Annotated in this window: 22 protein-coding genes; 13 read left to right on the top strand and 9 right to left on the bottom strand. The window is 41.6% G+C overall.

The window, feature by feature from the left end; genetic code table 11:
* Positions 1-31 precede the first annotated feature (31 nt).
* Positions 32-658, top strand: coding sequence for a hypothetical protein (locus tag L3069_RS23735; RefSeq protein ID WP_000966518.1), 627 nt, complete (start codon positions 32-34; stop codon positions 656-658).
* Positions 659-715: 57 nt separating this feature from the next.
* On the opposite strand, the gene L3069_RS23730 is transcribed toward L3069_RS23735, so the two are convergent.
* The 5 genes from L3069_RS23730 to L3069_RS23710 form a co-directional block, all read right to left on the bottom strand.
* Positions 716-997 (bottom strand): hypothetical protein, encoded by a 282-nt coding sequence (locus L3069_RS23730; protein WP_000535423.1) that lies wholly within the window; start codon positions 995-997, stop codon positions 716-718.
* A complete protein-coding gene (locus L3069_RS23725; RefSeq protein WP_001805248.1) occupies positions 984-1,427 on the bottom strand; it encodes a hypothetical protein in 444 nt (147 codons plus the stop codon). The genes L3069_RS23730 and L3069_RS23725 overlap by 14 nt, the downstream gene beginning before the upstream one ends.
* Before the next feature lie 60 nt (positions 1,428-1,487).
* Entirely contained in the window at positions 1,488-1,664 is a 177-nt protein-coding gene (locus tag L3069_RS23720) for a hypothetical protein (RefSeq protein WP_000070862.1), read from the bottom strand.
* A complete protein-coding gene (locus L3069_RS23715) occupies positions 1,661-3,352 on the bottom strand; it encodes a DUF4942 domain-containing protein (RefSeq protein ID WP_000096325.1) in 1,692 nt (563 codons plus the stop codon). Before L3069_RS23715 ends, L3069_RS23720 begins: the two co-directional genes overlap by 4 nt.
* 247 nt (positions 3,353-3,599) lie before the next feature.
* A complete protein-coding gene (locus L3069_RS23710) occupies positions 3,600-4,763 on the bottom strand; it encodes a hypothetical protein (protein ID WP_000114860.1) in 1,164 nt (387 codons plus the stop codon).
* 369 nt (positions 4,764-5,132) lie between these two features.
* Between L3069_RS23710 and L3069_RS23705 the strand changes: the two genes are divergently transcribed.
* Positions 5,133-5,945: a Dam family site-specific DNA-(adenine-N6)-methyltransferase gene (locus tag L3069_RS23705; RefSeq protein ID WP_001121574.1), complete on the top strand. Its 813-nt coding sequence runs from the start codon at positions 5,133-5,135 to the stop codon at positions 5,943-5,945.
* 8 nt (positions 5,946-5,953) lie between these two features.
* Here L3069_RS23705 and L3069_RS23700 read toward each other — a convergent pair whose 3' ends face one another.
* The 4 genes from L3069_RS23700 to L3069_RS23685 all read right to left on the bottom strand — a co-directional run bounded on the left by L3069_RS23700 (position 5,954) and on the right by L3069_RS23685 (position 9,028).
* Positions 5,954-6,808 (bottom strand): hypothetical protein, encoded by an 855-nt coding sequence (locus L3069_RS23700; RefSeq protein WP_000970401.1) that lies wholly within the window; start codon positions 6,806-6,808, stop codon positions 5,954-5,956.
* A 234-nt stretch (positions 6,809-7,042) separates the two neighbouring features.
* Entirely contained in the window at positions 7,043-7,759 is a 717-nt protein-coding gene (locus tag L3069_RS23695; protein WP_000838219.1) for a zinc finger-like domain-containing protein, read from the bottom strand.
* A complete protein-coding gene (locus L3069_RS23690) occupies positions 7,756-7,956 on the bottom strand; it encodes a hypothetical protein (RefSeq protein WP_000594930.1) in 201 nt (66 codons plus the stop codon). Before L3069_RS23690 ends, L3069_RS23695 begins: the two co-directional genes overlap by 4 nt.
* A 19-nt stretch (positions 7,957-7,975) precedes the next feature.
* Positions 7,976-9,028 (bottom strand): hypothetical protein, encoded by a 1,053-nt coding sequence (locus L3069_RS23685; RefSeq protein WP_236901918.1) that lies wholly within the window; start codon positions 9,026-9,028, stop codon positions 7,976-7,978.
* A 476-nt stretch (positions 9,029-9,504) separates the two neighbouring features.
* On the opposite strand from L3069_RS23685, the gene L3069_RS23680 reads away from it, so the two are divergent.
* The 11 genes from L3069_RS23680 (at position 9,505) to L3069_RS23630 (ending at position 21,140) form a co-directional block, all read left to right on the top strand.
* Entirely contained in the window at positions 9,505-10,380 is an 876-nt protein-coding gene (locus L3069_RS23680) for a RepB family plasmid replication initiator protein (protein ID WP_000594611.1), read from the top strand.
* 1,148 nt (positions 10,381-11,528) lie between these two features.
* Positions 11,529-11,882, top strand: coding sequence for a hypothetical protein (locus L3069_RS23675; RefSeq protein ID WP_000423602.1), 354 nt, complete (start codon positions 11,529-11,531; stop codon positions 11,880-11,882).
* Between the two features lie 17 nt (positions 11,883-11,899).
* Positions 11,900-12,250: a type IV conjugative transfer system protein TraL gene (locus L3069_RS23670; RefSeq protein WP_001447770.1), complete on the top strand. Its 351-nt coding sequence runs from the start codon at positions 11,900-11,902 to the stop codon at positions 12,248-12,250.
* An 11-nt stretch (positions 12,251-12,261) separates the two neighbouring features.
* Positions 12,262-13,050, top strand: a complete 789-nt coding sequence (locus tag L3069_RS23665) for a TraE/TraK family type IV conjugative transfer system protein (RefSeq protein ID WP_000783153.1) — start codon at positions 12,262-12,264, stop codon at positions 13,048-13,050.
* Positions 13,050-14,321 (top strand): type-F conjugative transfer system secretin TraK, encoded by a 1,272-nt coding sequence (locus L3069_RS23660; RefSeq protein WP_000592092.1) that lies wholly within the window; start codon positions 13,050-13,052, stop codon positions 14,319-14,321. Before L3069_RS23665 ends, L3069_RS23660 begins: the two co-directional genes overlap by 1 nt.
* Position 14,322: 1 nt before the next feature.
* Positions 14,323-14,784 carry a plasmid transfer protein HtdO gene (htdO, locus tag L3069_RS23655; RefSeq protein WP_000521242.1) on the top strand — a complete coding sequence of 154 codons (462 nt, stop codon included), beginning with the start codon at positions 14,323-14,325 and terminating at the stop codon, positions 14,782-14,784.
* Positions 14,774-16,129: an IncHI-type conjugal transfer protein TrhB gene (gene trhB / locus L3069_RS23650; RefSeq protein WP_000351841.1), complete on the top strand. Its 1,356-nt coding sequence runs from the start codon at positions 14,774-14,776 to the stop codon at positions 16,127-16,129. Before htdO ends, trhB begins: the two co-directional genes overlap by 11 nt.
* A 7-nt stretch (positions 16,130-16,136) precedes the next feature.
* The gene (locus L3069_RS23645) at positions 16,137-16,619 is read left to right on the top strand and encodes a hypothetical protein (protein ID WP_000377632.1); all 483 of its coding nucleotides are present in this window, start codon (positions 16,137-16,139) and stop codon (positions 16,617-16,619) included.
* 118 nt (positions 16,620-16,737) lie between these two features.
* Complete coding sequence (gene htdT / locus L3069_RS23640) at positions 16,738-17,490, top strand: protein-disulfide isomerase HtdT (protein WP_182911723.1); 753 nt, start codon at positions 16,738-16,740, stop codon at positions 17,488-17,490.
* 9 nt (positions 17,491-17,499) lie between these two features.
* Complete coding sequence (gene trhV / locus L3069_RS23635; RefSeq protein WP_001022588.1) at positions 17,500-18,450, top strand: IncHI-type conjugal transfer lipoprotein TrhV; 951 nt, start codon at positions 17,500-17,502, stop codon at positions 18,448-18,450.
* Between the two features lie 8 nt (positions 18,451-18,458).
* Positions 18,459-21,140 (top strand): TraC family protein, encoded by a 2,682-nt coding sequence (locus tag L3069_RS23630; RefSeq protein ID WP_000387412.1) that lies wholly within the window; start codon positions 18,459-18,461, stop codon positions 21,138-21,140.
* Positions 21,141-21,976: the final 836 nt, after the last annotated feature.

The raw sequence follows: 21,976 nt of genomic DNA, 5'->3' as shown, positions 1-21,976 counted from the left end.
GTAACCATCACTTCTAGGTTGAGGAAACCCAATGTTATACATGCTCTTATGCTGTTTTCTGATGCTCAACAGTACATTCGTTATGTTCAGAGCAATGTCTGCAATAAGTAAAGGATCCGCTAAAGAAAACCGGTCTGAAATATCGCTGATAGTCCTAGCAACACTTGGAATTGCATCACCATTCATTGTCGCAATGATTACTATTAATGAAAGTATGACATCTAAAACAGTAACAGATTTTTCTTTGGGTGCTCAGTGGTCCGGAATGGTTTCAGCGGTAGCGCTAATGGGGTTATATGCTCGACGCGTTTGGAAAGAGAAGAAGTCCTTATTTACTGGCGCTTTCCTGGCCTCTTCCTTAATGGCCTTTATTTTTACTGACAGCCTTGTTTTCGTATCCCAGAAGGACACCGGCGTTCTGGCTACTTTCGTACTCGATAAAAACGCTGGAGATATTGATTGTAGTCGCCCGGCTATGATTGTCCATTACAGTAAAGGTGTTCCAACGGACTGGCGTTGCCCAACCAGTATCATGTTGATGGCGTATTCTTCATATCCTTTTTTACCTTGGCCTGAGTATAGCCATGGTACCAGCCAGTCTCTTACGGTTGTTATTGATACATTTATGGAAAACGCTGTTAATCTCAGTCAAAAATAATAAATAAACCTCTCTAGTGAGAGGTTTTATAAACCTGAGCCACCAATCTAATTAACTCTATATTTTTGTTTTAGCTTTTTTAAAGGTAGACTTACCGAATAAAACAGCAATTATAGAGCAAAGGCCTGGCGTTAGGACAAAAGCTAATAATGCACTGCCAAAACTTGTCATTTCAGGCACCACGAACCAGCTGATAGGCCACGTCAGGGCAGGTAAATTTAGCGGATCATAAAGCGCATGTAGAGCGCTTAACACACAGTAAAGTGCTAAAAAGCAAACTAGATAAACAACGATCCACATTTTAATTTGCTCAGCAATTTCAAATTTAGGACTGCCCATGCTTTACCTCAGTGGCTGAATATTGATGGTTAATATCTTTAATCACCCGTAAGCACTTAGTGCATACCTTAGTTCGATTTGTCTGCTTGTCCAGAGTGTATTTAACTTCAAGTTGACCTCCAGCATTAAGCAAAGTGAGCATCTCATCTTCTAACACGCTTCGGTAAATGGTCTTGTCCGAGAGTGTGCCCGGTAACGAGTACTCAACATAATTGTTTGAAACTCTTACCGATTTAGGGATTTTACCACTGAGCTGGATTTCATTCGTTGAAGGCATTACAGTTACTTTAATCACAGTTGCCGGTGACCAGAAATCCTGATAACGCACTTTATGAATTTTATCAGCTCTAAGGCCTAACCACACATTTCCGGCGATAAGAACAATAAGCAATCCATAAACTGATCGTCGAATGTTACGCCTTTTAATCACAATGTCCCCCATCCCTCAAATATCATTCTAAATAACTGCACCAGGATATCATGAGCGTAATTAAAAGAATTCTTCATAACCGGGGTTTTCAGTTGAGTTTGCGGACTCTTTACTTTGCGGTTTCTCGCCCTCTATTTGAGTATCCCTGACAGGTTTGGATTTACCCATGCTCCTCTGAAAGGTATCCATAACAAACTCAATATCTTCTTCTGGCAGGCTGGTGGGTTGGTTGCTCATAGGACTTCCTCTTGTTGAATACGTTCGGCGTACAGGATGCGAACCGAAACGGTCGTGTTTTCAAACTCGTTCTCAAAAACGTCCATCCATTCCGTCCGGAATTCTTCCCCCAGAAGGTTATCGAGCCCCTGAAGAGATAATGGAAGAACGGCTGCTAGAGATCCCCCGGCTGCGAGATGAGATGCAGCTGCCTGGAGATGCAGCCTGGCCCGGTTATCGGCAAAAGGTGGGTTCATCACGACATAATCAAACTTCTTCTGTTGATTAGACTTAGACCATGTGAGGAAGTCAGCTTCTGTCGTATCGTATCCCTTAGCCCGGGAGATAAGGCAATTCAAAGTATCAAGCTCGATGCCAGTAACGATCACACCGGCAGGGAATGATTTAAGCAAATCCGCATGGCCAATATTAGGCTCCAGGAGGGTATCCCCTTCCCCTGCACCGAGCAGGGAATATACATATTCGCTGATTCGGCAAGATGAAGGGTAAAACTGATGCGATACAATATCAGGCATCTCCCCTATCTGGCCGATGTAACGAATAACCTCACACGGATCATAGGAAAATGTCACATCGTATTTTGTTACTGTTGCCCCTAAGAACCGAAGGGTGTCAGCGGCAACACTCGAAGATTTGCGTTCGGCGAGAGACCCTAAAGATGTCCAGCAACTCCATTTATTGTCCCCGTCATTTTTAAACATTAGTTCAGAAAGCTGCATCCGGGTATCAAAGTCGATGCACTGCTTAAGTACAGGGAATGCCTCCAAAGATTTCTTGCTATGAGCCATGCGGTCGGCAGGTAATGCCAGCGGTACGATAGCTGATAAAATATTGTTAAGCCGCTCGGCGATATCAGGGTGGACGTCAATATGCATTGATCCATTTTTGTAAACCCTGAAACGAATACTGTTGCCATCGATGCAGATCCATTTTCTGAACCCCTCATGTTCGACCAACGCCTCAACCAATGATTTGGTGTTATGGATCGCCTTCACCTGTTCGCCACGGAAGAATGCGCATATAACGCGGAGCTCGCTCAGTGGTGAAATGCCAGACTCTTTAAAATCCACCCTTAATTTCTGCCAGGGGTATTTAGACGGCTCGCAAACTCCGGTAGTGATCATGCGGGTGGAGAACCCAAAAGCTTTGTTTGTCTTATGACTGCGGCTCAGAGACTGGAAGACGTCGTAAACCCTTTCTTTAATAAATTGATTGCGGTCATTAAGCAAAGCAACGACTGTGCCTACTACAGCGTCAGCTGTGAAATCAGGGATCACCTGAGGCGGCATAATATAGCGGTCGGCCGTAAACTGCTTATCCCATTCGTTACGTTTGGCATCCGACATGATAGGCAAAACATCAGTGAGTGCCATAACGCGTTTCCAGTATTCAGATCTCAGAGCGTTTTCCGCGAACAAGGCATCCGCTTCAGAGATACTGTGGTTGTAGCCTGAGAGATAAGAATAAAGTTTCTGGTGATTGTGGGTTTTGAACTGGACAGCCATGTGTTTCAACAAGCAGAGTTCATCATTATAGGACTCAACAAGATCCGCGATAATGCCGAGCTCTTTGCGCATATCTGGAAGAAATGTTTCAGAAGAGCTAACCACCAGGCTATGAGAGGTTGTTAAAGCCAGTACGCTGTGACCTGCATTATCGGGTTTAGCTTCAGAATCAAGAGATGACATTTTACCGGTCCTTTAGAAAAAACTTTTACCAGGATAGCAACGTCGCTCTGTAACCTAATAGGTTCAGTGACACGAAAAAGTTTTTTATGTCTCTGAATAAAACTTAAAGATGTCAACTCATAGAAAGAAGCAAAAAAAAAGCCCCGCATAAACGGGGCAAGAACGATACATGGAGGTTTAAAAAAGGCGGGCAAAAAGCCTGAATCCTTAATGACTCTGACAAAACCAACACTTTGCCAAAAGTAAATTATTCTGCGTCCGGCTGTGGGTCAGTATCCTGATCGGTCTCTTCCCCTGCCTTCTTAGCATTTTTTTTACGTGGGTATTTTGGCTTCTCACCATTAAGTTTTGCCTGACGATTCTCCGCACGGCGAAGCTGCTTGTTCTCTGATTCTGTGATCTCTTTTGAAAGATTTCTCAGCATCTCCAGAGTACTGCGGTTCAACGTAATGTTGATTTCTTCGTCAGCACTTGAATCTGTCATCTCCGGCAATTCAATATCCCCCAGTTTCTGTAATAAGCTGGTGGTGATGAGTTTGACGCCTTCTACGGCTTTTGTGGCAATAACCGGCGGAATCCGTGCTGGCTTGAAGTCTGAAGGTCTGACTCGTACCTGACCATGTTGGGTTTTTTTCACCGTGATGCCATTCGCATCGGCCTGCTCAAGTTCCGCGATCATCTTCTTGATACGTGAAATTGCTTCTGTTTCACCGAGCTCATCGATCAGTGAAAGCACGTTAACATACGAAATAGCGTCAGCATGAATCCATTTCTTGATAACAACAGAACAGGTTGTCAGGCGGATAAGAGAACTGATGGTCGTCGGGCTTTTATTTTCACGTTGAGCAATTCGTTCGAGTGACCAGCCAGCAAGAGAATGTAGGCGACGATAGGACTCGCCAAGCGCAACAGGAGAAAGCGCAAGACCACGGTTACCATCAATGGTCGCGAGCTCACAGCCAATTTCATCTTCTTTAATCTCAACGCAAAGGATTGTGATGTCATGATCTTCATCACATGCCATCATTGCGGCTTTTAAACGGCAGTGCCCCTGGCGAACAAAAGGTACCCCATCAATGACACGTACTCGGATAGGGTCTACATAGTCACCTCGAATGTAGGCATTCTTGATGTTGTAGATGTGTTCTTCAACCTCAGGGAGCTTATAGTAATCGTCACCCATTCCCATTTCGCGGGAGTTGAAGCCTGGCGTGACCTGAATTACTGAAGGGTGGATAGCCCATGCTTTCTGGTCACTTACTTCAGTACAAAGTTCAGGGTTTGCATCACGGAACTGTTTAAGCCCAGTGACGTAACGACCTGTGCCAGTAACTACTGAAAAGGCAACATGGGCCGTTTTAAAGACCTTGTCATTAGCTTGCTGTGTAGGTTCTGTCAGTAAAACACTCATAGGGGCTCCGTTACATTTTTCTGCTTACTTTCTGCGTAGCGGGGATACTACCGAAAAAAAAATCCATAATTTTTCGCAAAAAAGGTACTTTTTGAGCCTATTCTGATTTTTCACAAAAAAAGAGGGCTCCCCATTTCTTGTGATGGCATCAAAATCGCTTCATAAACAAAGACATAAATCCAAAACATAAAGTTCAGGTATCAGTGAGGAAAAATCTTATAAATCCGCAATGCTGAAAGTCAAAACTGTGCGTCTTAAACAACTTTTTTTTGCTCCCTAAGTTATTAGTTAAAGCCCGTGGTTAGGTACGATACCAGCACCTAAATTTCTCTCTCAGGTATAGACACTTTGACTCGACATCTCAGACACATGCCGATAATCAAATGGGCTGGTGGAAAAACGAAACTGATGCCTTTCATCAGCCATCACTACCCACACGATCATAGTTGCCGGTGGGTAGAACCCTTTATAGGCGGTGGTGCCGTTTTTCTGAACATGTTTGCACAAAATGCATTGCTTGCAGATAGCAATCCAGACTTGATCAACCTATACAGGACTATTCAAAGACAGAAAACTAACTTTATAAATCAGGTCCAAAACCTAGCGGATAAAACCTTTGTCGAAAAGGACTACTATGAGATGAGGGACCGTTTCAACAAAACCTGTATTTCTGGTCAACCGCTTCAAAGAGCGGCTTTGTTTTACTCCCTGAATCGCCTGGGCTATAACGGTATGTGCCGCTATAACTCAGAAAGAATCTATTCAGTGCCCTGGGGGAAACATACAGAACTGAAGCTTGACTTCAATAAAATAGACTACCTTTCATTTCGTCTTTCAGGTATTGAACTGATCACCGCTGGTTTTGAGGAGACTCTGGCCGCAACCGGCGAAGGAGATCAGATTTATTGTGATCCGCCATATGACAAAACAAGCAAAACTAGTTTTGTCAGTTACGATGGTAAACCGTTCAGCCAAAGCGACCACGTGCTGTTAGCAAATATGCTCGTTGACGCTCACAGAAAAGGCGCTGCTGTTGCGATATCAAATAGCCTGACACCATTCACTTTGGGCCTCTATGAAGAGCGTGGATTCGTCATACACAGACTCAGCGCTTACCGATCCGTAGGAAGTAAGCCAAATACACGGAAAACGGAAACAGAAATACTGGCCGTGCTGAAATAGAGTTAATTCTAATCAACGGGGCTAATCCATTCCTGAAAAGTTAATACCTCAGGGTGAGTTCGTTGAACATAAGGTATAAACTGAAGCTCTTCTATTCTCCGGTCGCCCCTCTTTCCTTCGCAAATAAATGAAATGAGTCCTTGCTGAGAAAGCCCAGTAAGGACGCTCATAAGTCTTATATTTAGAGTTTTAAGCTGTAAGTCGTTATTAATGTCCTCCACTTTATGAGAGCTCTGGCCTGAACGTTTAAGATACTCGTAAACCATGAAATTCGAATTTCGTCGTTTTAACAATTTTTCGGTTATGCATTCCTGAATGAAACCGCCAAGAGCATCTAAAAGCGGACTGAGAACTACCGGGAAAGTTAATGTGTAACTTTGAGAAGTTTTAGACAAAGTAAATGAATTTAGAAAGCTAAAGTTAAGTCTCTTTTTTGAATATGGAGCGTAAGCGACAAGAGTAGTTGACATAACAGTAAGTAAAGCTTCAAGATGTTCCACTGTTATTAATGTGGTTTTATCTGTATTTCTTAGATTATGGAAATCAATAAACGCTACTCTTGAACGGCTAAGCCAATCTTGTACTTTAATGTCGATAGAAAATTGCGATATATGATTTGAACATTCATTTTGGTTGATAGGGCATGCAGACGAAAGATGGTTATGGATTATCATGCATAGCACAAAAAAAGGAAATCGGCAGGCTGTGGGGCATTGAAAACCGGTTAAAGAAAGCTTAGACGTTTCATATGCGCTTACCGGAAAAGTAACTTTTCTTAACGTTGGCTTTGACGATGTTCTTGCATTTTTACAAATGAAACCGAGACCCAGATCATTGTGCATTTTAAAGTCCATCTCCATCATCACCTTTTAGCCTTAACTGTATGGTATTGGTATACAAAAAATTAAAAATTATAATTAATAAGATTATCATTTTTTTACTATTGAAAAGGTTGTGATAGAGGGGAATTTAAATGTAAAAGATTTATACTCGCAGATCTTTATGAGGGATAAAACCCATTGCGTAAGCAACAATATTACGTGAGTGAGTCCTAACGACAGTTTAAGTCTTGGCTCTATATTTAAGCAGTAAAACATTTAACTGTCTTGGAGTTTACTTAACTTAAAAACTGTTATTGCAGCATAATTTTTCGAATCAAAATCATAGAATTTTCTGACTTTTCCAGTCAAATGATAACGTTCACCCAATAAAATGTGATCCTGTTTATCGGCCGTTAAAGCGATCCCGTCATTTCTAACTTTACCAGTAAATGTAAAAAAATAACTCCCTTTACTTTTTGCGTACGCGGCCCTGACTTCAGTAAATGTTAGTTCAATGCTTATGACCTGGCCGATATTGTAGCTATGTTTTAAAATTTCTTGTTCATTTTCCGGAGTTTCAGACAACATCACATCAAAGGTTGTAAAGAAACAATCCAGCTGGCGTTCTGTCAAAAAACGGTTATTGTCTAGTTGCGCCAATATACTATTAGAAAACTTAGTGTTAGCCTTTTTTGCTTTCTCAATAAGTACGTGGTTTCTGGATTTCCATGCTTCGAGTGTTGGGTTAACACGCAGTTCCGGAATGTTATCGAGAAAGGTAATTGGCTCTAGTACCACTAATTTTTCAATAATGGGTCCAACTGTTTGCACCCCATGACACTTTTCACATACATCAGCCCCTTTGTGGCCTGTGCCCGCACATTCGTTACATTCTCTTTCGATAGGTGCATAATAATTTCCATCTCCGTTAAGGGATACATTCACTGAGGCTGGTACCATATGACCATCAAGAGTAAAGAAAAGAGATTTCATTTTCGAAACACCTCCAAACGTGCCTCTACGATTGCTACAGCTTCTTTCACAGTTTTTTCATAGTGGTCATGCCCTTCAGGAAATTGGTCAAAACGTTTACCGTGTTCTAACTCTTCCATGTTGCGTTTAAGGACTTCATGAGTTAGAAGCAAATCATTATAATTATCGATAAGAGTCAGCTTTATAGGTTTAATCACTCAACTAATCCTCGGTTTTTTATTCCTTAAGGAGATCTCGAATTTCCAGAAGCTCTTCTAATTTTGGTTTAGAAAGAATGATTGCTGTATTTTCGTCGTTAAGTAAAGACAATAAAATATTTAGCTTTTCATCATTCAAGATTATTTGAACACCATCATCAGAAAATATTACATTTTTACTATCAACATTTTTGAACAAGTGTGCACTATCTCTACCAAATTTTAGTTCTGTTTGAGTATTCGTTATAGATTCCGTATGTGTACTTTCCACAAGCTCAAGAAATTCAGATTTTAGCCGTTCTGTTTTCTTATGCGAGAGGCGCTTAATACCCAAAGTCTTACGTGTGACTGCCGAATTTTTCTTTTCTGGTCCGCCTTTATTTAAGGTGTCTGGTCCTGCTCCAGCTGCATTGTGTTCAGGTATGCCTACAATTTTGCTCGTTGTAGTCTCAATATTCTTAACGCCAGGTAAGAAACCTTCTATATGTTTTAAAACCATTTTGTGATCGTTGGAATATTTTAACATTATTTCAATGGCGAGCGTTTTTTTGATTAGATTTAGGCTAATCAAACGTTGAAGCTCTAATGGCATATCAAGGATTTTTAGCATATTACGAATTGCGGTAGTTGATCGTTGATATCGCATTGCTAGTTCTTCAACCGAATACCCGAGACTAACAGCATGAGCTAATGCATGAGCTTGCCCAACCGGATTTAGCCCATTGCTTCTGTTACCATCGAGGTTCTCAAGGTATTCTTCAATTTCGTTTTTATAATCGATTAAGATAACAGATAATCTTGGAATATTAGCACCTTCAGAAATTGCTAATTTTAAGCCATGAAAACGAGTATGACCTTGACGAACTAAATATTTACCTTTTCTTTTTACGACCTTGATCATATCAACCTGCCTTCCTTCCTTAAAGGCTTGTTTGATTGACACAATCATCGATTTGACAGGTTCTTGTTCGTAACACAAATCTCCGATTACCGCCTCTCGGGGATTAAATCCCTTTTCAATTTCAACTAGATTAGTATCCACTTCAATGACTGTATGTTTGCTGTTGTTCATATCTTCCTCCTGTTTACTACATGATACATGAACCTCAAATTTGCCAAATAGGGCTGATACATCTAAAAGGTAAACTCAAAAAATTTGCTTAATAAAATTAAAATAAAAACTGTCTTGAATAAAACAATGATAGTAAACCCACTTTCATTTCCGTTTGCGATCTGTAGATATTGATAAAGGAGCGCTATTCCTTGTTTTATATGGACTTATCATTGTTTTCAACAGGTTAGATCAATTCTTTAGATCACTAAAGATCAATAGAGTTCAAGTAAAGATCACGGCATCTTTAACTCATTGATTATAGTAACTTTATGAAAGGATCCGGCATTCGGATGCATGCGAAAAGCATTTGAATGAATAAGGAAGGCATTTACTGGAATGCTTATGGCATTTAGGTAAATGCGTAAAAAGCATTTGCAAGAATATGTTATAAACAGTTTGCCAAATGAAAATCTTATCACCGACGAGTTAAGTTAATGATTAAAAACAACGAGTTAATCCATCCTTTTGACGTAACCAGTAATGAATCAGGTAAGACTTATCAACTGACGCCTAACTCGTCCAAGTCGGTTCAGCCCGTGGCCCTGCTGAGATTGAGTGTATTTACCCCTGTCGGCACAAAAGAAAACCGCGACCGAAACTTTGAAGTTGATGCCTCTGATGAGCTTTCGTGTATGGAAATTGCAAGATCGGAGGGTTATGACGACATCAAGATAACTGGTGTCAAACTATCTATGTCTACCGACTTTAAGTGCTGGCTCGGGATCATCATGGCTTTCAGTAAATATGGTTTTACTTCCGAGAAGATTAGCCTGACTTTTAACGAGTTTGCGAAGATGTGTGGTATCAGTTCAACAAACATCAACAAACGAACTCGTGCGCGCTTTAAAGAGTCATTAATGAACCTTGCATCGGTAGTGCTTGCCTTCTCAGACTCTCGTAGTGGTCGGTTCACAGTAACGCATCTGGTGCAGAAGGCTATGATTGATCCAAAAAGCGATACTGTTGAGCTGGTTGGGGATCCTTCTATGTGGGAACTGTATCGTTACGACCATAAGACATTGTTAAGCCTTCAGGTTCTATACATTTTGGCTAAAAAAGAAGCTGCGCAATCTCTCTATATTTATTTTGAAGCAATGCCAGCTGGTACGTTGTTCGTTAATATGAAACGGTTGAGGGAAAGGTTGCTTCTTACAACCCCTATTCGTACGCAAAACCAGATAATTCGTAAAGCAATGCGGGAACTTGAATCTATCGGATATCTCGATTATCAAGAAGTTAAGAAAGGTCGCGACATACAATTTCAGATCTTCAAAAGAAGCCCTAAGCTGGCCCTTGCCAAACAAGGTTGAAAGCTATCTGGTATGCACTGGTTATAACCTGCTGAAAAATAAGTTATTTATCAGTGCTATGCTTAGTGCTTCTTTTACTACTGGTCTTACATCTCGGCTTAATGTGCAAAAAAGTAACTTTTCAAACGAACTCCTGACTATTCATCTGTATGCCTTTCTGACTCAAGCGTACATGCTAGCCCATTCATTAAATGCCGTTGAGCAAGATGGTTTCGTGCGCACTCTATTCACGTGAATGCCTTTTGTGGATTACGCCTCTTACATTCATACAAATGCTTTTGATGTCGGTATCCCAAAAATTCATTCATTGAAATGCTTTTGTTTGCCACTGTATCCCGAGCATAGCTATGCAGTGGTATAAAAAGGCATTTTGGTGAATGGCATTAGGTCGAATGACACACAGTTCAGCTTTGTTAAGAGCGAGAATGGTCCAAGACATCTATGACATTGGGCATCAGAAGGACTATGTGCTTGATATGAGATCAAAAAAATATCAGAAGCATCACAACTCCAATGGCATTCAAAGAAATGCCTTTGTTTTGTTAGTACACCAAACAACCCAAAATTCATGCAGTTATATCAAAGACTCATTCGCAAAAGGACTCAGCCAGAAAGCATTTGCTTAAATAGCATTGGCCAAAAGCATTCGAATGAATGATGTTCGTATGGACAAGACAAAGTCCCACTCACGCCCAGAGGTGTAAAAGGCATTTAGATGAATGACGCACCGGCCCGAGGATTGTATGTAGTTTCTCCAACTGATAGTTGCCGAACCAGGGAGCACAGTGATATGCGGCCTTCTCAGAATCAAGAGATAGATAATAAGGGAACAAAAAAGATTAGATATGAAGCTTAGTTACCTGCCCGATATCTAGTTAGAGCTTTTCAAACCATCAAAAGTGACTTTTATGCTTGAGGAGTCTCATCAGCTTCAGGATTGAGCTTAACGTAATCTTACCCCCTCCCCTCTTTCAAACTTTTACTAAGCGTTCACTGGTACCTTTCAAAGATTATGCTTTAGGCCCTTTGCTTAAAAATTCACCAATCGCTAAACGTTAAAAAAAGGGGGTTTATGCGAACGGAAGGATCGGAATAAAAAAGTATTATTCATTCGCGTTTACGTGAACTCAAATCTACACGGAGTAATTATGGAACTTTCTTTAAATATTGGCCTTAGTGAAAAGAAATCTAACACGGCTGCACTTTTTAAAACAAAAAGCGCAAAAGTGATTTTGTTTGTTCTGCTGACCGTGCTTTTTTGCGGTCTGGCATATGCGGGTTCAGATGATGGGGCACTGGGAGATATTTGGTCATACATGAGTGAAAGTATGACTGGAGCTCCGGGCAAAATTCTGGCAGCCGCGATGTTGATCTCAAGCGTATATTTCTCTGTCCTTAAGCCTAACCCGGGCCTGGCACTGGTTTCATTATTCATGATGCTGGTAATGGCCAACGGCGAGAAAATTATCAGCACCTTTATGGATGCTGGCGTACCGCTGTAATTTATTGTTAATCATGCATGAGGGGGTTCATCCCCCTCTCTGGATTTTTAATGAGTAAGCAGAACGACGTTCCTCAGCATACCTATAGATTCCCTTTCAGGATCAACATGCCTCTACTGATTTTGTTTTGGGATGCCAAAAAATTAGGGCTTGCATTCATTCTGGTTGCATTTGGGAATATCTTCGAATGCTTCGGGTTTTCTGTTGTAGCAGCGGTTGTGTATTGGATTGCGTATAACAAAGCAGCTGAGTCAGGAATAAGAGGATTGCTAAAACACAAACTCTGGTGGCTCGGTTTTTTGCCAGGTAAAGCAGTTTTTAGTAGCCGTTATTTCAACGATCCATTTATCAGAGATTTGTATTCTTGATGGAGCTATGAATGAAAATGCTAAGTGGCATTAACATCCCTTTTTTCAAAAAATCTAAAAAGGATGAAAACGGTGATCTTGAACAGTCATACGTAAAGAAAGATGAAAGTGCTAAGGGACGTTTTTTGGACATTAAAAAACGATTTAGCCCACAAGCTGAAGCGTCAGGTGCTGGAATTACATACAGCGCCCTGATTAATCGTGATACAAAACTTATCCGCATTAATACTGTTTCAATAGCCGTCATTGGGTTATTGGTTGCAAAGATTCTTTTTTTCACTGACCCAGTGACGATTGTTACCCCTCCAAACATGAATGAAGAGATCACGGTTGTTGGTAACAAAGCATCGGAATCTTATAAAACACAATGGGCTCTCTTTTTTAGTACCCTTTTAGGGAATATTAATCCAACTAATATTTCCTTTGTGACGGCCTATGTCCTCGATGCCCTTTCACCTGAACTACAGGCTAAAACGAGTGAGTCTTTACAGGAGCAGATAAATATCATGCAGGCTCGTGGTGTTGAGCAGACCTTTAAGCCTAATGATATTTACTTTGATCCAAAAAATGACATGGTCTATGTCTGGGGTACCAAAACGACTCGACTTGTAAATGTTCCGGACAAAACTGAATCATCGAAATGGACTTATGAATGGGTTCTCGGGATGAAAAATGGTCGCCCAAGAATTGCATATGTAAATCAATATTCCGGAACACCGAATATTAAAAAAATTACGATAAACGGCAAAGAGCAACTGGCAACGCTGGATAATCCGCCACCGTCTACAGGTAACAAGTGATGATTAAAAAAAAGGGCTTAGGCTTCAACGCAATTACAGCATTGATCATGCTCACGACTTCGAACTGCGTAATCGCTGAAGAATACCAATTGCCAGCAACAATTAATAACCCGGTTGTAATGCCAGTTGGTGCTGACGGATTTCAGAATGGAGCTGCAAAAGCCATTATTCCGGGTCAAGCTGGTTCTGAACAGTCAGGTGCACAAACAAACCTTAGTGAAGCCGGTAATGCGCAGGGACAAAAACCTACAACTGATCTCCCTACCGTGCAACTTTCCCCAGCCAGCAATGCTTCGCCTGCGGTAAGCGCTATTACTGGAGCATTATCAAATAATCCTAGTCTCCCCGGATTTGACGCACAGACCCGATCTGGTGCAATTGATAGCTATGGGAGACCAACAGGTACCTCTTCCCAGCAGAATGCAACCAATGCGACCGCCACGTCAAAAGCCGATGAACTTTATGTCGAAGCTCGTAACCGATATAAAGAAGTTCAGCGTGTAAATGTGCCGCCTGGTGGGAATGTGGTACTGCCAGTTTCACGAGGACTTCAAAACAGAATATCGACCAGCTTCAAGAATGCTTCTGTCAGTACTTCTACCCCTGCTGAAGAGGCAAGCATATTTGTTAATGGTGGCGATGTCTTTATTTCAACTAATACCGATAAACCAATCGGGATTATGTTGTCTGAAGATCAGGTACCTGAATCGACCTATAACCTGACCCTGGTACCGCTTGATGTTCCCGGTGCGATGATTTCAGTTACTACATCTTTAAGCCCATCTATGCAAGCCAAACGTGAAACCTCATTGGATAAGCAAAACTATGAGGAAATGTTGGCCCGCTCCCAGTCAGAAGAACTGGCTCCAACGGATCCAAAACAAGACGATCATAAACAAAGAATCATTGATTTATTGACTCCTGTGGCTCTTGGTGAGGTCCCTTCAGGATTCAGTTTACAACAGGACCGACTTTCTCGTATTCCTGCGCCAGAGCAGTCACCATGTAACTTTAATATGTATGCAAAGCTCGGTCAGAGACTGGTTGGCTCACGTGAACTTATTGATGTAATTCTTGTGAAAAACGATAAACCATACGGTCAAATCGTTGCTGATCAGCAGTGTATGGCAGAAGGCGTTATTGCAAGTGCTTTATTTGATAAAGCATACCTGCAACCGGGAGAAGAAACAGAGCTTTACATAGTCCGGGATAAATTGTTCAAGGAACGCGAGGCCCGGGTTACAACCAGACCAAGTCTAATCAGAAAATAATATGGGAAAAGTTACTTTGCCTGCTCTGCTTGGGGCCACCGTGATTGGTTTTGTCGTATTTGCTTTAACCAGCTTTTACTACAGGTCAGAATATATACCAAAAAGGAGTGTATTAATCGTTCCGGACGCACCCATTAGTATCGAAGATGGCAGTAACGCTTTTCCCGTTCAGACAGTAATAATGAACGATCCAACTCTTATTGATAAATTTGTAGGAGAGGGCAATATTAATGAGGAGAATGCTTTTGACTATCACAAAAGTAACGTTTTGGAACCTAATTACAAACATGAAATATCTAGAACGAGCCAGATAGATAAAGCTGAAATGAATCATCCATCTGTTCGTGAAAACTGGGCCAGAGCAGGTGAACCCTATATCGTTCCTCAGATGTCTGACAGCGAACGAAATCTAAAAATTAAACGATTCCAGAAACCTACAAGTGGAGCTAATCATGGACATTAAAAAGGCCTGGGAAAATAAGACCGTCAGACTTTCTGTTATTGGCGCTCTGCTGGTAGTGATTGTTTATATTATTAGCCAGTCTATTTTTTCCACACCAGTTAAGAAAGAAAAGAAAACACAGAAAAAAGACATGCAGACCAATTTGTTGTTAGATGATTCGCAAATGAACAAATTGAGTAATGAAGAAAGCCAGAAAGTATATAAAGAAATGGTTAAGCAAAACCGACTTGACCAAAATGCGGCGAAAGAGGACCGCGAAAAAGCAGAAAAAGCCCAACAGGAAACTAAAGCCCAAGTTGCAAGTTTAACTTCTCAACTTCAGCAGCTGTCTCAGCAAATTAATGATATGCAGACAAATCGAAACGGCAATCGTAACTTGGATGCTGGTAGTTCGCGTAAAACGATTAATGAGCAGGCACCGGCAGCTCCTTATCAGCTTAATGCTAATGCGCCGATTAATGGCGTAAACCCTAATTACGCTTCTATCACACCTACGCGTAATAGCCCAATGAGAACAATCACACAAAGTTCCATTAAGACTAATGGTACCGATGGTGTCATTCAGGTTATGCCCGTGTCTGAAAACAGAATCAAGGAAGGCAGAGAGGTCATTGCAGGAGATAAAGCGCCAACTCGGACTGTACGAGGTGATGGTACTGCGCCAGTTGATAGCAAAGCGCGGCATGCTGCCCGAAAAGATGAAATGTTTCTTCCGGCAACATCTATTATCACTGGTGTTCTGATTACCGGGCTTGAAGCGCCTACAAGCCTTTCTTCCAAATCAGAACCAATGCCAGTAACGATGCGTATTAAAAAAGATGTCATCATGCCCAATAATTTCACCATGGATTTGCGTGACTGTAACCTTCTGGGTTCAGCTGTTGGTGATCTGGCGTCACAGCGTGCTTACATACGTGCCACTTCTATCTCTTGTGTTAATTCAAAAGGGAAAGCTTTTGACGTAAAACTGGAAGCATATGCTGTAAGTGAAAATGACGGAAAAAATGGGATCCGAGGCACGCTTATCAGCCGAAATGGTAACGCAATTGCAGGAGCTGCATTTGCCGGTGGACTTTCTTCACTTGCCGGTAGCTTAAGTCCCAGTAAGGTATCTTCACTTAACATCGACCCTAATTCACAGGCTCAGTATCAGTCCCCTAATTTTGGTGCACTTGGGGCATTAGCCGGGGCTGGTGCAGCTCAAGGTGGTCTTAATCGACTCGTCGATTACTACACCGCAATTGCAGAACAACAGTGGCCAATCGTAGAAATTAGCCCTGGCCGAGCTATTACATTTGTCGTTCAGACCGGAACTACAATTCCAACGAATCTGACCAGTCGCTGAGGTTTAAATGGATAGTTTAGAAAAAAAAGAATCGCCTGAATCAGCTGGACCTGAAATCACTAAAAAAATGGTGCGAGAAAGGACAACAAAAAAAATTACCTTCGAAATTGATATTGAAAAAATATTGAAGTATTTATTTTTCTTCGCCTTTGCCGTATTGGTCATTATTTATGGTTATAAAGGCTTTATGAATGTTTACGATTACTTCAATAAACAATCCCAGCCTTCGTACAAGATTGCAGTGCTTGACATGCCTGAATTACGTAAGGAATTTTTCAAGCATCACGGAGGCCGTACTGCTGACAATGATAGATCTCAATTCGAAGAATATTTCAGAACATTAATGAAGATCTACCGTGACCGTGGCTATTTAATTATTGATGCAACGCTTGCCGTTACTGTACCGGATAGTGTTGAAATCGTCACTTATATGGAACTTGAAGATAGCTCTGAAGCGGTACAATCAAGTTCTTATAATGCAAAGAAGTAGAGGGCACCCAATAGTGAAAAAGTTACTTTTCCCTTTAATGGCGGCTTTCGCCATTATGGCGAATACGGTCACTTATGCTTCAGAGCAGGTCCTAACTAATAGTGATGCTGCTGCGTTAATGGCAAAGGCAAAGGAAGGTGGCGTTTCACCCAGTCAGATCTCGGGTGTGTTATCAAAAATGAAAGGATATAAACCTAAGGATGCCATATACATTCCTTCTGGTGGGCTATACCTCTTTCAGGACGAACGTTCGCAGCTAATGGCAGTAACGACCGATGGCCGATACTCCCTTACTGGGGGAAGCCTTGTTGATGTAATTAAACGTAAACCTGTTCTGACTGTAGAAGAAATCAGGAATTCCTATTTTATTAGTCTTGATGAGGCCCCCTTCCCTCTGGAAACTGTAGCGTCCATTCCTCTGGGAAATTCAAAGCTTAAAAGACAAGCAGCCATTTTCATAACACTTGATTGTGACGGTTGCATGGAACTTGTTAAGAAATTCTATGCAGATCGGGACAAGTATCGGATAGATATTGTTTTAGTTCCCTCACCCGGTGAGCCAAAAGAAGAGCTTAGAAGGCTCTGGTGTAGTAAAGAAAAAGGAAAAATAAACAACCTCGATATTCTTCGTTGGCTAATGGGAAGCAAATCCGACATTGAAAAAAGATTGCTCTCTCAAAAAGAAGCAGAAGAATGTCCGGCGGAACCTTTGGTAGCGTCATTGATGCTCGCAGGAATTTATAAATTGCAGGGTGTACCTTCAGTTGTCAGACAGGATGGTTTGGCTGGTAATGGCATTCCAAAAGATTTCGACTACTGGTTGAACCAAAGCGTTGAACCTCTCTTAAAAAATCCATTTGAGACAAATTAAGGCTAGTTTATGAACATCAAAAGATTGGTACTCAGTGCTCTGGTTGTAGGTACATCCTCATATCTTACGGGGTGCTCCATCGGTAGTTCCGAATCCGAATGTCCAGGCATTGAAAAGGGCGTTATCTGTAAAGGTCCTCGCGAAGTTATGGAGTTAACTAATAATCGAGATGATCTGTCTGCACTGGCGGGGGAAGAGTCGGAATCGGGAAAGGAGAAATCGGCTGTCAATGACAGCCGTTATCCAACTGAAATTAGCCCTCCAGGGGAAGTCAAATATCCACAGTCTACTACCCTTAAAAATCAGCCTGTGGCTTATTCAAAAACCGAAATTAAGCCAGTTGGTCAGTTACCTGTCATGTACGATAAAACTTTAAAAATGGGTGCCCCTACTTCATCCATTGGACCACGGCCTATTTCTGGTGTACCGGTTAATTCAAACGTAAGGATGACTAGCAGTTATAGCACTGCCTCTTCAACTGGTAACCCTTTCGTTCATCCGGCTGCGGAAGTCGTTAAACAAACAAGCTATCCGGTTTCTGCTGGAAATGCCCCACGCTACGTTGCACCTAATTCTGATATCAGCCCTGGTAAGGATATGTACTCTCTTTACAATGGCCAGCCCGTTAACCCGACTCTCAACCCTGGGCAGATCCAGCAATACCGTTCGCAAGGTTATAAACAAGCTGTAGTGGCTCCTGAACCACTTGCTGTTCTGCAACAGGGGAAAGTAATGAGAATTACTTTTGCACCTTATACCGATGATAACGATGCGCTTAATCTTCCCGGCTACGTTTATGTCAACGTAAAACCGCAAACATGGATTGCTGGCAAGAATTCGACCTCAAACCCAGCTCGCATAGTTCCTTTAGAAGTACAGGATGCGGCCCGGGAAAATATGCAGCAGCAACAAAAAGCAACTAAAGCTGTCTCTTCGAACGGCATTGTTAGACAACTGTAAGGTCAAATATGGAAGCTATCAATAATTACAATAGCGGTTTAAATCGCCATCAATTAGGTGGGTTTATCCCTGTTTACGATCAATTAGCAGGGACTCACTATTTTTTGATTGATGGCAACAGATTAGGGTTTATGTTTATCTGTAATCCATCCCCTGGAGTTTTTGATAATCAGCAAGATGTTCTTGCTGAAATGTTCAAAATGGATTTCCCTACAGATACTGTCTGTCAAATATCTCTGACTGCATTGCCAGACCTGACTTTACAGCTTAGTGCTTGGTCAGCTGTGCGAGGTGGGCGTATGACTGGGAACGATAAGCTTAAAGCAGATCTGCTTAATGGTTATCAGTTGGACTACTACGACAGAAGTATGCATAAGCCTTTAAAACCTGATCATGATAACCTTATGTTGAGGGATTTTCAGGTATGGATCTCGCTATCGATTCCTTTACAGTCTGCCCTTCCTACCGAGCTGGAACATTCGCGTATCGATTCACTTTACTCTGAACTTGTAAGTAAGTTAATTACGATTGGATTGCATCCGTTTAAGGTCGATGCAGAAAACTGGCTCTATTGTATAGATAAGGTCGTAAACCCCGGAAAGAACTCCCGGTGGGCTGAAGGTTTCATAGACGTTAACACTATGAAAAGGCTTAATGAACAAGTTAACGTTCCCGGCCGTAAGTATACAGTCACAGAAAATCATTTCTCATCAGTCACACAAAGTGACGACGAATCTGAGCATCGTTACTTCAAACAACTTTCCGTTGTAAAGTTTCCTGAATACGTCAATTTCGGTTGTATGTATGAGTTAGTAGTTAACTGGATGCATGGACGTAAGACAATTTTCAGCCCATTTATGATCACTCAGACTGTTCAGTTTGCCGATCCGCTCAAGTTGTCAAAAGAAAACGTCCGCTACAAAGCAATCACTAATAAACAGGCAAGTATACCTTCAGTTGTCACATTCTGCCCTCGCCTGCGGGATATGGATAATGACTACATGGCCGTAACTCGCGAGCTTGAGGATGGCGCAAAGCTTTTAAGAGGGTATCTTACTTTCACTGTTATGGGTAGTAATGCCAATTCTGTGCAGACAGCAGCTAACGATCTCAAATCCTTTTACCTCGAAAGCCGGGTCAAAGTAGCAGATGATTCCTTTATCGTTTTCCCGTCATTTATGTCATGTCTGCCAATGTGCAATGACCCAAAGACAATTTTCGACCTTGACCGTTCCGAAGTAGTGAGCAACACCGGAGCGGCTCATATGACACCGATCTTTGGGCCCTGGAAAGGTAATACAGATAGACCAGTACTGAGTTTAGTTTCTCGTGAAGGTCAACTCATGGGACTTGATATTTTCAAGACTTCTGCAAGCTATAACATGGTTATTGGTGCAACGTCAGGTGCAGGGAAGTCATTCTGGACAGCATATCTAATCAATAACTATCTTGGAGCTGGACCGCGATCTAATAACCTCGTTCATTATCGCTCAACATTTAAGCATTTTTTAGAAAACGAATACCCAGATGATGATCCTGACGGTGCTCAAGTATTTGTTGTGGACGTGGGCCGTTCTTACCAGGGGATTGCGGAACAATATACAAACAGTCAATTTATTGATTTCGGTAAAACCCCTGACTTCACCCTAAATCCCTTTGCCTTCCTAACTGACATCACTGTTAACGACGATGTATTTAACGAAGCACCTGAATTTACCGGTGAATCAACTTCAAACGATGCAGAAAAAGACAAAGTTGCTCAGACCATAATGGTTTTGAATCAGCTAAAAATTATGGCTTCAGAGAAAGGCCTTATCGATGATTATCAACAATCAGTGATGCTTCAGCTTATTGCAGAAGAGTACCAAGAATCCAGAAAATCAGGTCGGACCGGTTCAATAACCGGCTTTGCTCTGCGTTGCAAGAAGCATGAAGACAAACGTATAAAGGATATTGGGGAGCAACTCGGAGCATGGTGCGAAGGTGGAATTTATGGGCACCGGTTTACCGATACGTTGCCTCCAATCAACTTCGACAGCAGATTTATTGTTTTGGAACTGGAGGAGCTAAAAGGCACCCCCCACCTTCAGACAGTTGTATTAATGTCTATCATTCAGGCTGCTCAGCATGCAATGTTCATCAAAAAAGATGGGCGTCGTCGCTTGTTCATCCTTGATGAAGCATGGGAGTACATTCGTCCTGATAATTCATCAGGTGCCGGAAATCAATCAAACCAATTCTTCTCTTCCTTCCTCGAAGCGGCATGGCGTAGGTTCAGGAAAACAAACTGCGCTGGCATCTGTATCACACAGTCGTTTGAAGATTATTTTACTTCTTCTGTTGGCCGGGCCCTGACTGCTAACTCGCCTTGGAAGATAATCATGAAACAAGAAAAAGAAAGCATTGAAGCAATGAAGGCTAATAAATATTTTTCTACTTCAGATGCAGAATATGAACGTATGAAAAATATTCGTACAGTCAAAAAGGTGTTTTCAGAGATGTTAGTCAGGTTCGAAAACTTCCAAGAGATCTGTCGGTTATACGTAGACCGGAAAATGGAGCTTTGTTTTACTACGGATAGTGCTGACAGGAGTAAATTATGGGAAATTCAAAGCCGCGAGAATTGTAGCTATGGCGAGGCAATAGAAATTCTCTATGCTCAAGAAGTAGCAGCGGGTTTGGCCGCGTAGAGTAAATATCTTCAAGCAAAAATAATTAAACCAGATGTCTCATAAGAATCTGGTTTTTTATTGTATGCCTTAAGTAAACAAATGAGGTTGTGACTTAATGAGTTCATCACTGTGCTGCAAATTTTGGTTTTATAATTAATGTGGTGTAAAAACAGTGACATAAATACAAATCGCAGTTAGGTTGTGTACGCATTAAGTAAACAAAATTTATAACTTCAATACTGACATTATAAGATGAAAATCACGTAAATTACATTTTTGTTTACCAAAGGTAATCAAAGTAGCGCGGCATTATTAGTGAAAACAGATCACTGGTGTCATTTTGCATACAAAACTTAATATCCTTTAATCATTCTTCTAAAAGTTTATTATTAACGGTTTGGTTTCTGAAAATTTATCCAATTTGCTCACCGAAGACTTTTAACTTATTTAACCCCCTTTATCGCCAAACTGTGATTTTCTAATGTTAGTCTACAGTTCTAGGGCCCTTGCTCCCATGATGCGAATCCTGCCACCTAATAAAGATTAACGCCTCATTCCTGTATGCCGGTCTTACGACGCCAGTGCACGGACTATTTTTGGTCATCACAAGGACAGGCGGGAGATTTAATCAGGGCGTGGTGTTGCTGAGCAGCAGCTGCGGCACTGTAAGCCGAAGGCGGAATTAACTCCTTTATCACCATCTGGGGACGTCATTATGGGTAGCCCTTTTAACTTACTCAGGACCATTAAGCTAAAATTCCGGATAGCGATTGACGTAAGATTTAGGCTAAGCAGGTAAAGTGATCCCCGCTCCCGGGGTGACAACTTTATACAAAAGGCCGAGCGGAAGATTG

Origin of the sequence: Enterobacter cloacae complex sp. ECL411 (assembly GCF_021869665.1) — a bacterium.
Classification (GTDB): Bacteria; Pseudomonadota; Gammaproteobacteria; order Enterobacterales; family Enterobacteriaceae; genus Enterobacter; species Enterobacter intestinihominis.
The sequence above is the reverse complement of the archived record's forward strand: the minus strand, read 5'-3'. Positions and strand labels throughout refer to the sequence as shown.

What these genes read in the sequence shown, in the direction of transcription:
- L3069_RS23735 (WP_000966518.1), top strand. Translation starts at nt 32, where the DNA reads ATGTTATACATGCTCTTATGCTGTTTTCTGATGCTCAACAGTACATTC.
- L3069_RS23730 (WP_000535423.1), bottom strand. Translation starts at nt 997, where the DNA reads ATGGGCAGTCCTAAATTTGAAATTGCTGAGCAAATTAAAATGTGGATC.
- L3069_RS23720 (WP_000070862.1), bottom strand. Translation starts at nt 1,664, where the DNA reads ATGAGCAACCAACCCACCAGCCTGCCAGAAGAAGATATTGAGTTTGTT.
- L3069_RS23715 (WP_000096325.1), bottom strand. Translation starts at nt 3,352, where the DNA reads ATGTCATCTCTTGATTCTGAAGCTAAACCCGATAATGCAGGTCACAGC.
- L3069_RS23710 (WP_000114860.1), bottom strand. Translation starts at nt 4,763, where the DNA reads ATGAGTGTTTTACTGACAGAACCTACACAGCAAGCTAATGACAAGGTC.
- L3069_RS23705 (WP_001121574.1), top strand. Translation starts at nt 5,133, where the DNA reads ATGCCGATAATCAAATGGGCTGGTGGAAAAACGAAACTGATGCCTTTC.
- L3069_RS23700 (WP_000970401.1), bottom strand. Translation starts at nt 6,808, where the DNA reads ATGATGGAGATGGACTTTAAAATGCACAATGATCTGGGTCTCGGTTTC.
- L3069_RS23695 (WP_000838219.1), bottom strand. Translation starts at nt 7,759, where the DNA reads ATGAAATCTCTTTTCTTTACTCTTGATGGTCATATGGTACCAGCCTCA.
- L3069_RS23685 (WP_236901918.1), bottom strand. Translation starts at nt 9,028, where the DNA reads ATGAACAACAGCAAACATACAGTCATTGAAGTGGATACTAATCTAGTT.
- L3069_RS23680 (WP_000594611.1), top strand. Translation starts at nt 9,505, where the DNA reads ATGATTAAAAACAACGAGTTAATCCATCCTTTTGACGTAACCAGTAAT.
- L3069_RS23675 (WP_000423602.1), top strand. Translation starts at nt 11,529, where the DNA reads ATGGAACTTTCTTTAAATATTGGCCTTAGTGAAAAGAAATCTAACACG.
- L3069_RS23670 (WP_001447770.1), top strand. Translation starts at nt 11,900, where the DNA reads ATGAGGGGGTTCATCCCCCTCTCTGGATTTTTAATGAGTAAGCAGAAC.
- L3069_RS23665 (WP_000783153.1), top strand. Translation starts at nt 12,262, where the DNA reads ATGAAAATGCTAAGTGGCATTAACATCCCTTTTTTCAAAAAATCTAAA.
- L3069_RS23660 (WP_000592092.1), top strand. Translation starts at nt 13,050, where the DNA reads ATGATTAAAAAAAAGGGCTTAGGCTTCAACGCAATTACAGCATTGATC.
- htdO (WP_000521242.1), top strand. Translation starts at nt 14,323, where the DNA reads ATGGGAAAAGTTACTTTGCCTGCTCTGCTTGGGGCCACCGTGATTGGT.
- trhB (WP_000351841.1), top strand. Translation starts at nt 14,774, where the DNA reads ATGGACATTAAAAAGGCCTGGGAAAATAAGACCGTCAGACTTTCTGTT.
- L3069_RS23645 (WP_000377632.1), top strand. Translation starts at nt 16,137, where the DNA reads ATGGATAGTTTAGAAAAAAAAGAATCGCCTGAATCAGCTGGACCTGAA.
- htdT (WP_182911723.1), top strand. Translation starts at nt 16,738, where the DNA reads ATGGCAAAGGCAAAGGAAGGTGGCGTTTCACCCAGTCAGATCTCGGGT.
- trhV (WP_001022588.1), top strand. Translation starts at nt 17,500, where the DNA reads ATGAACATCAAAAGATTGGTACTCAGTGCTCTGGTTGTAGGTACATCC.
- L3069_RS23630 (WP_000387412.1), top strand. Translation starts at nt 18,459, where the DNA reads ATGGAAGCTATCAATAATTACAATAGCGGTTTAAATCGCCATCAATTA.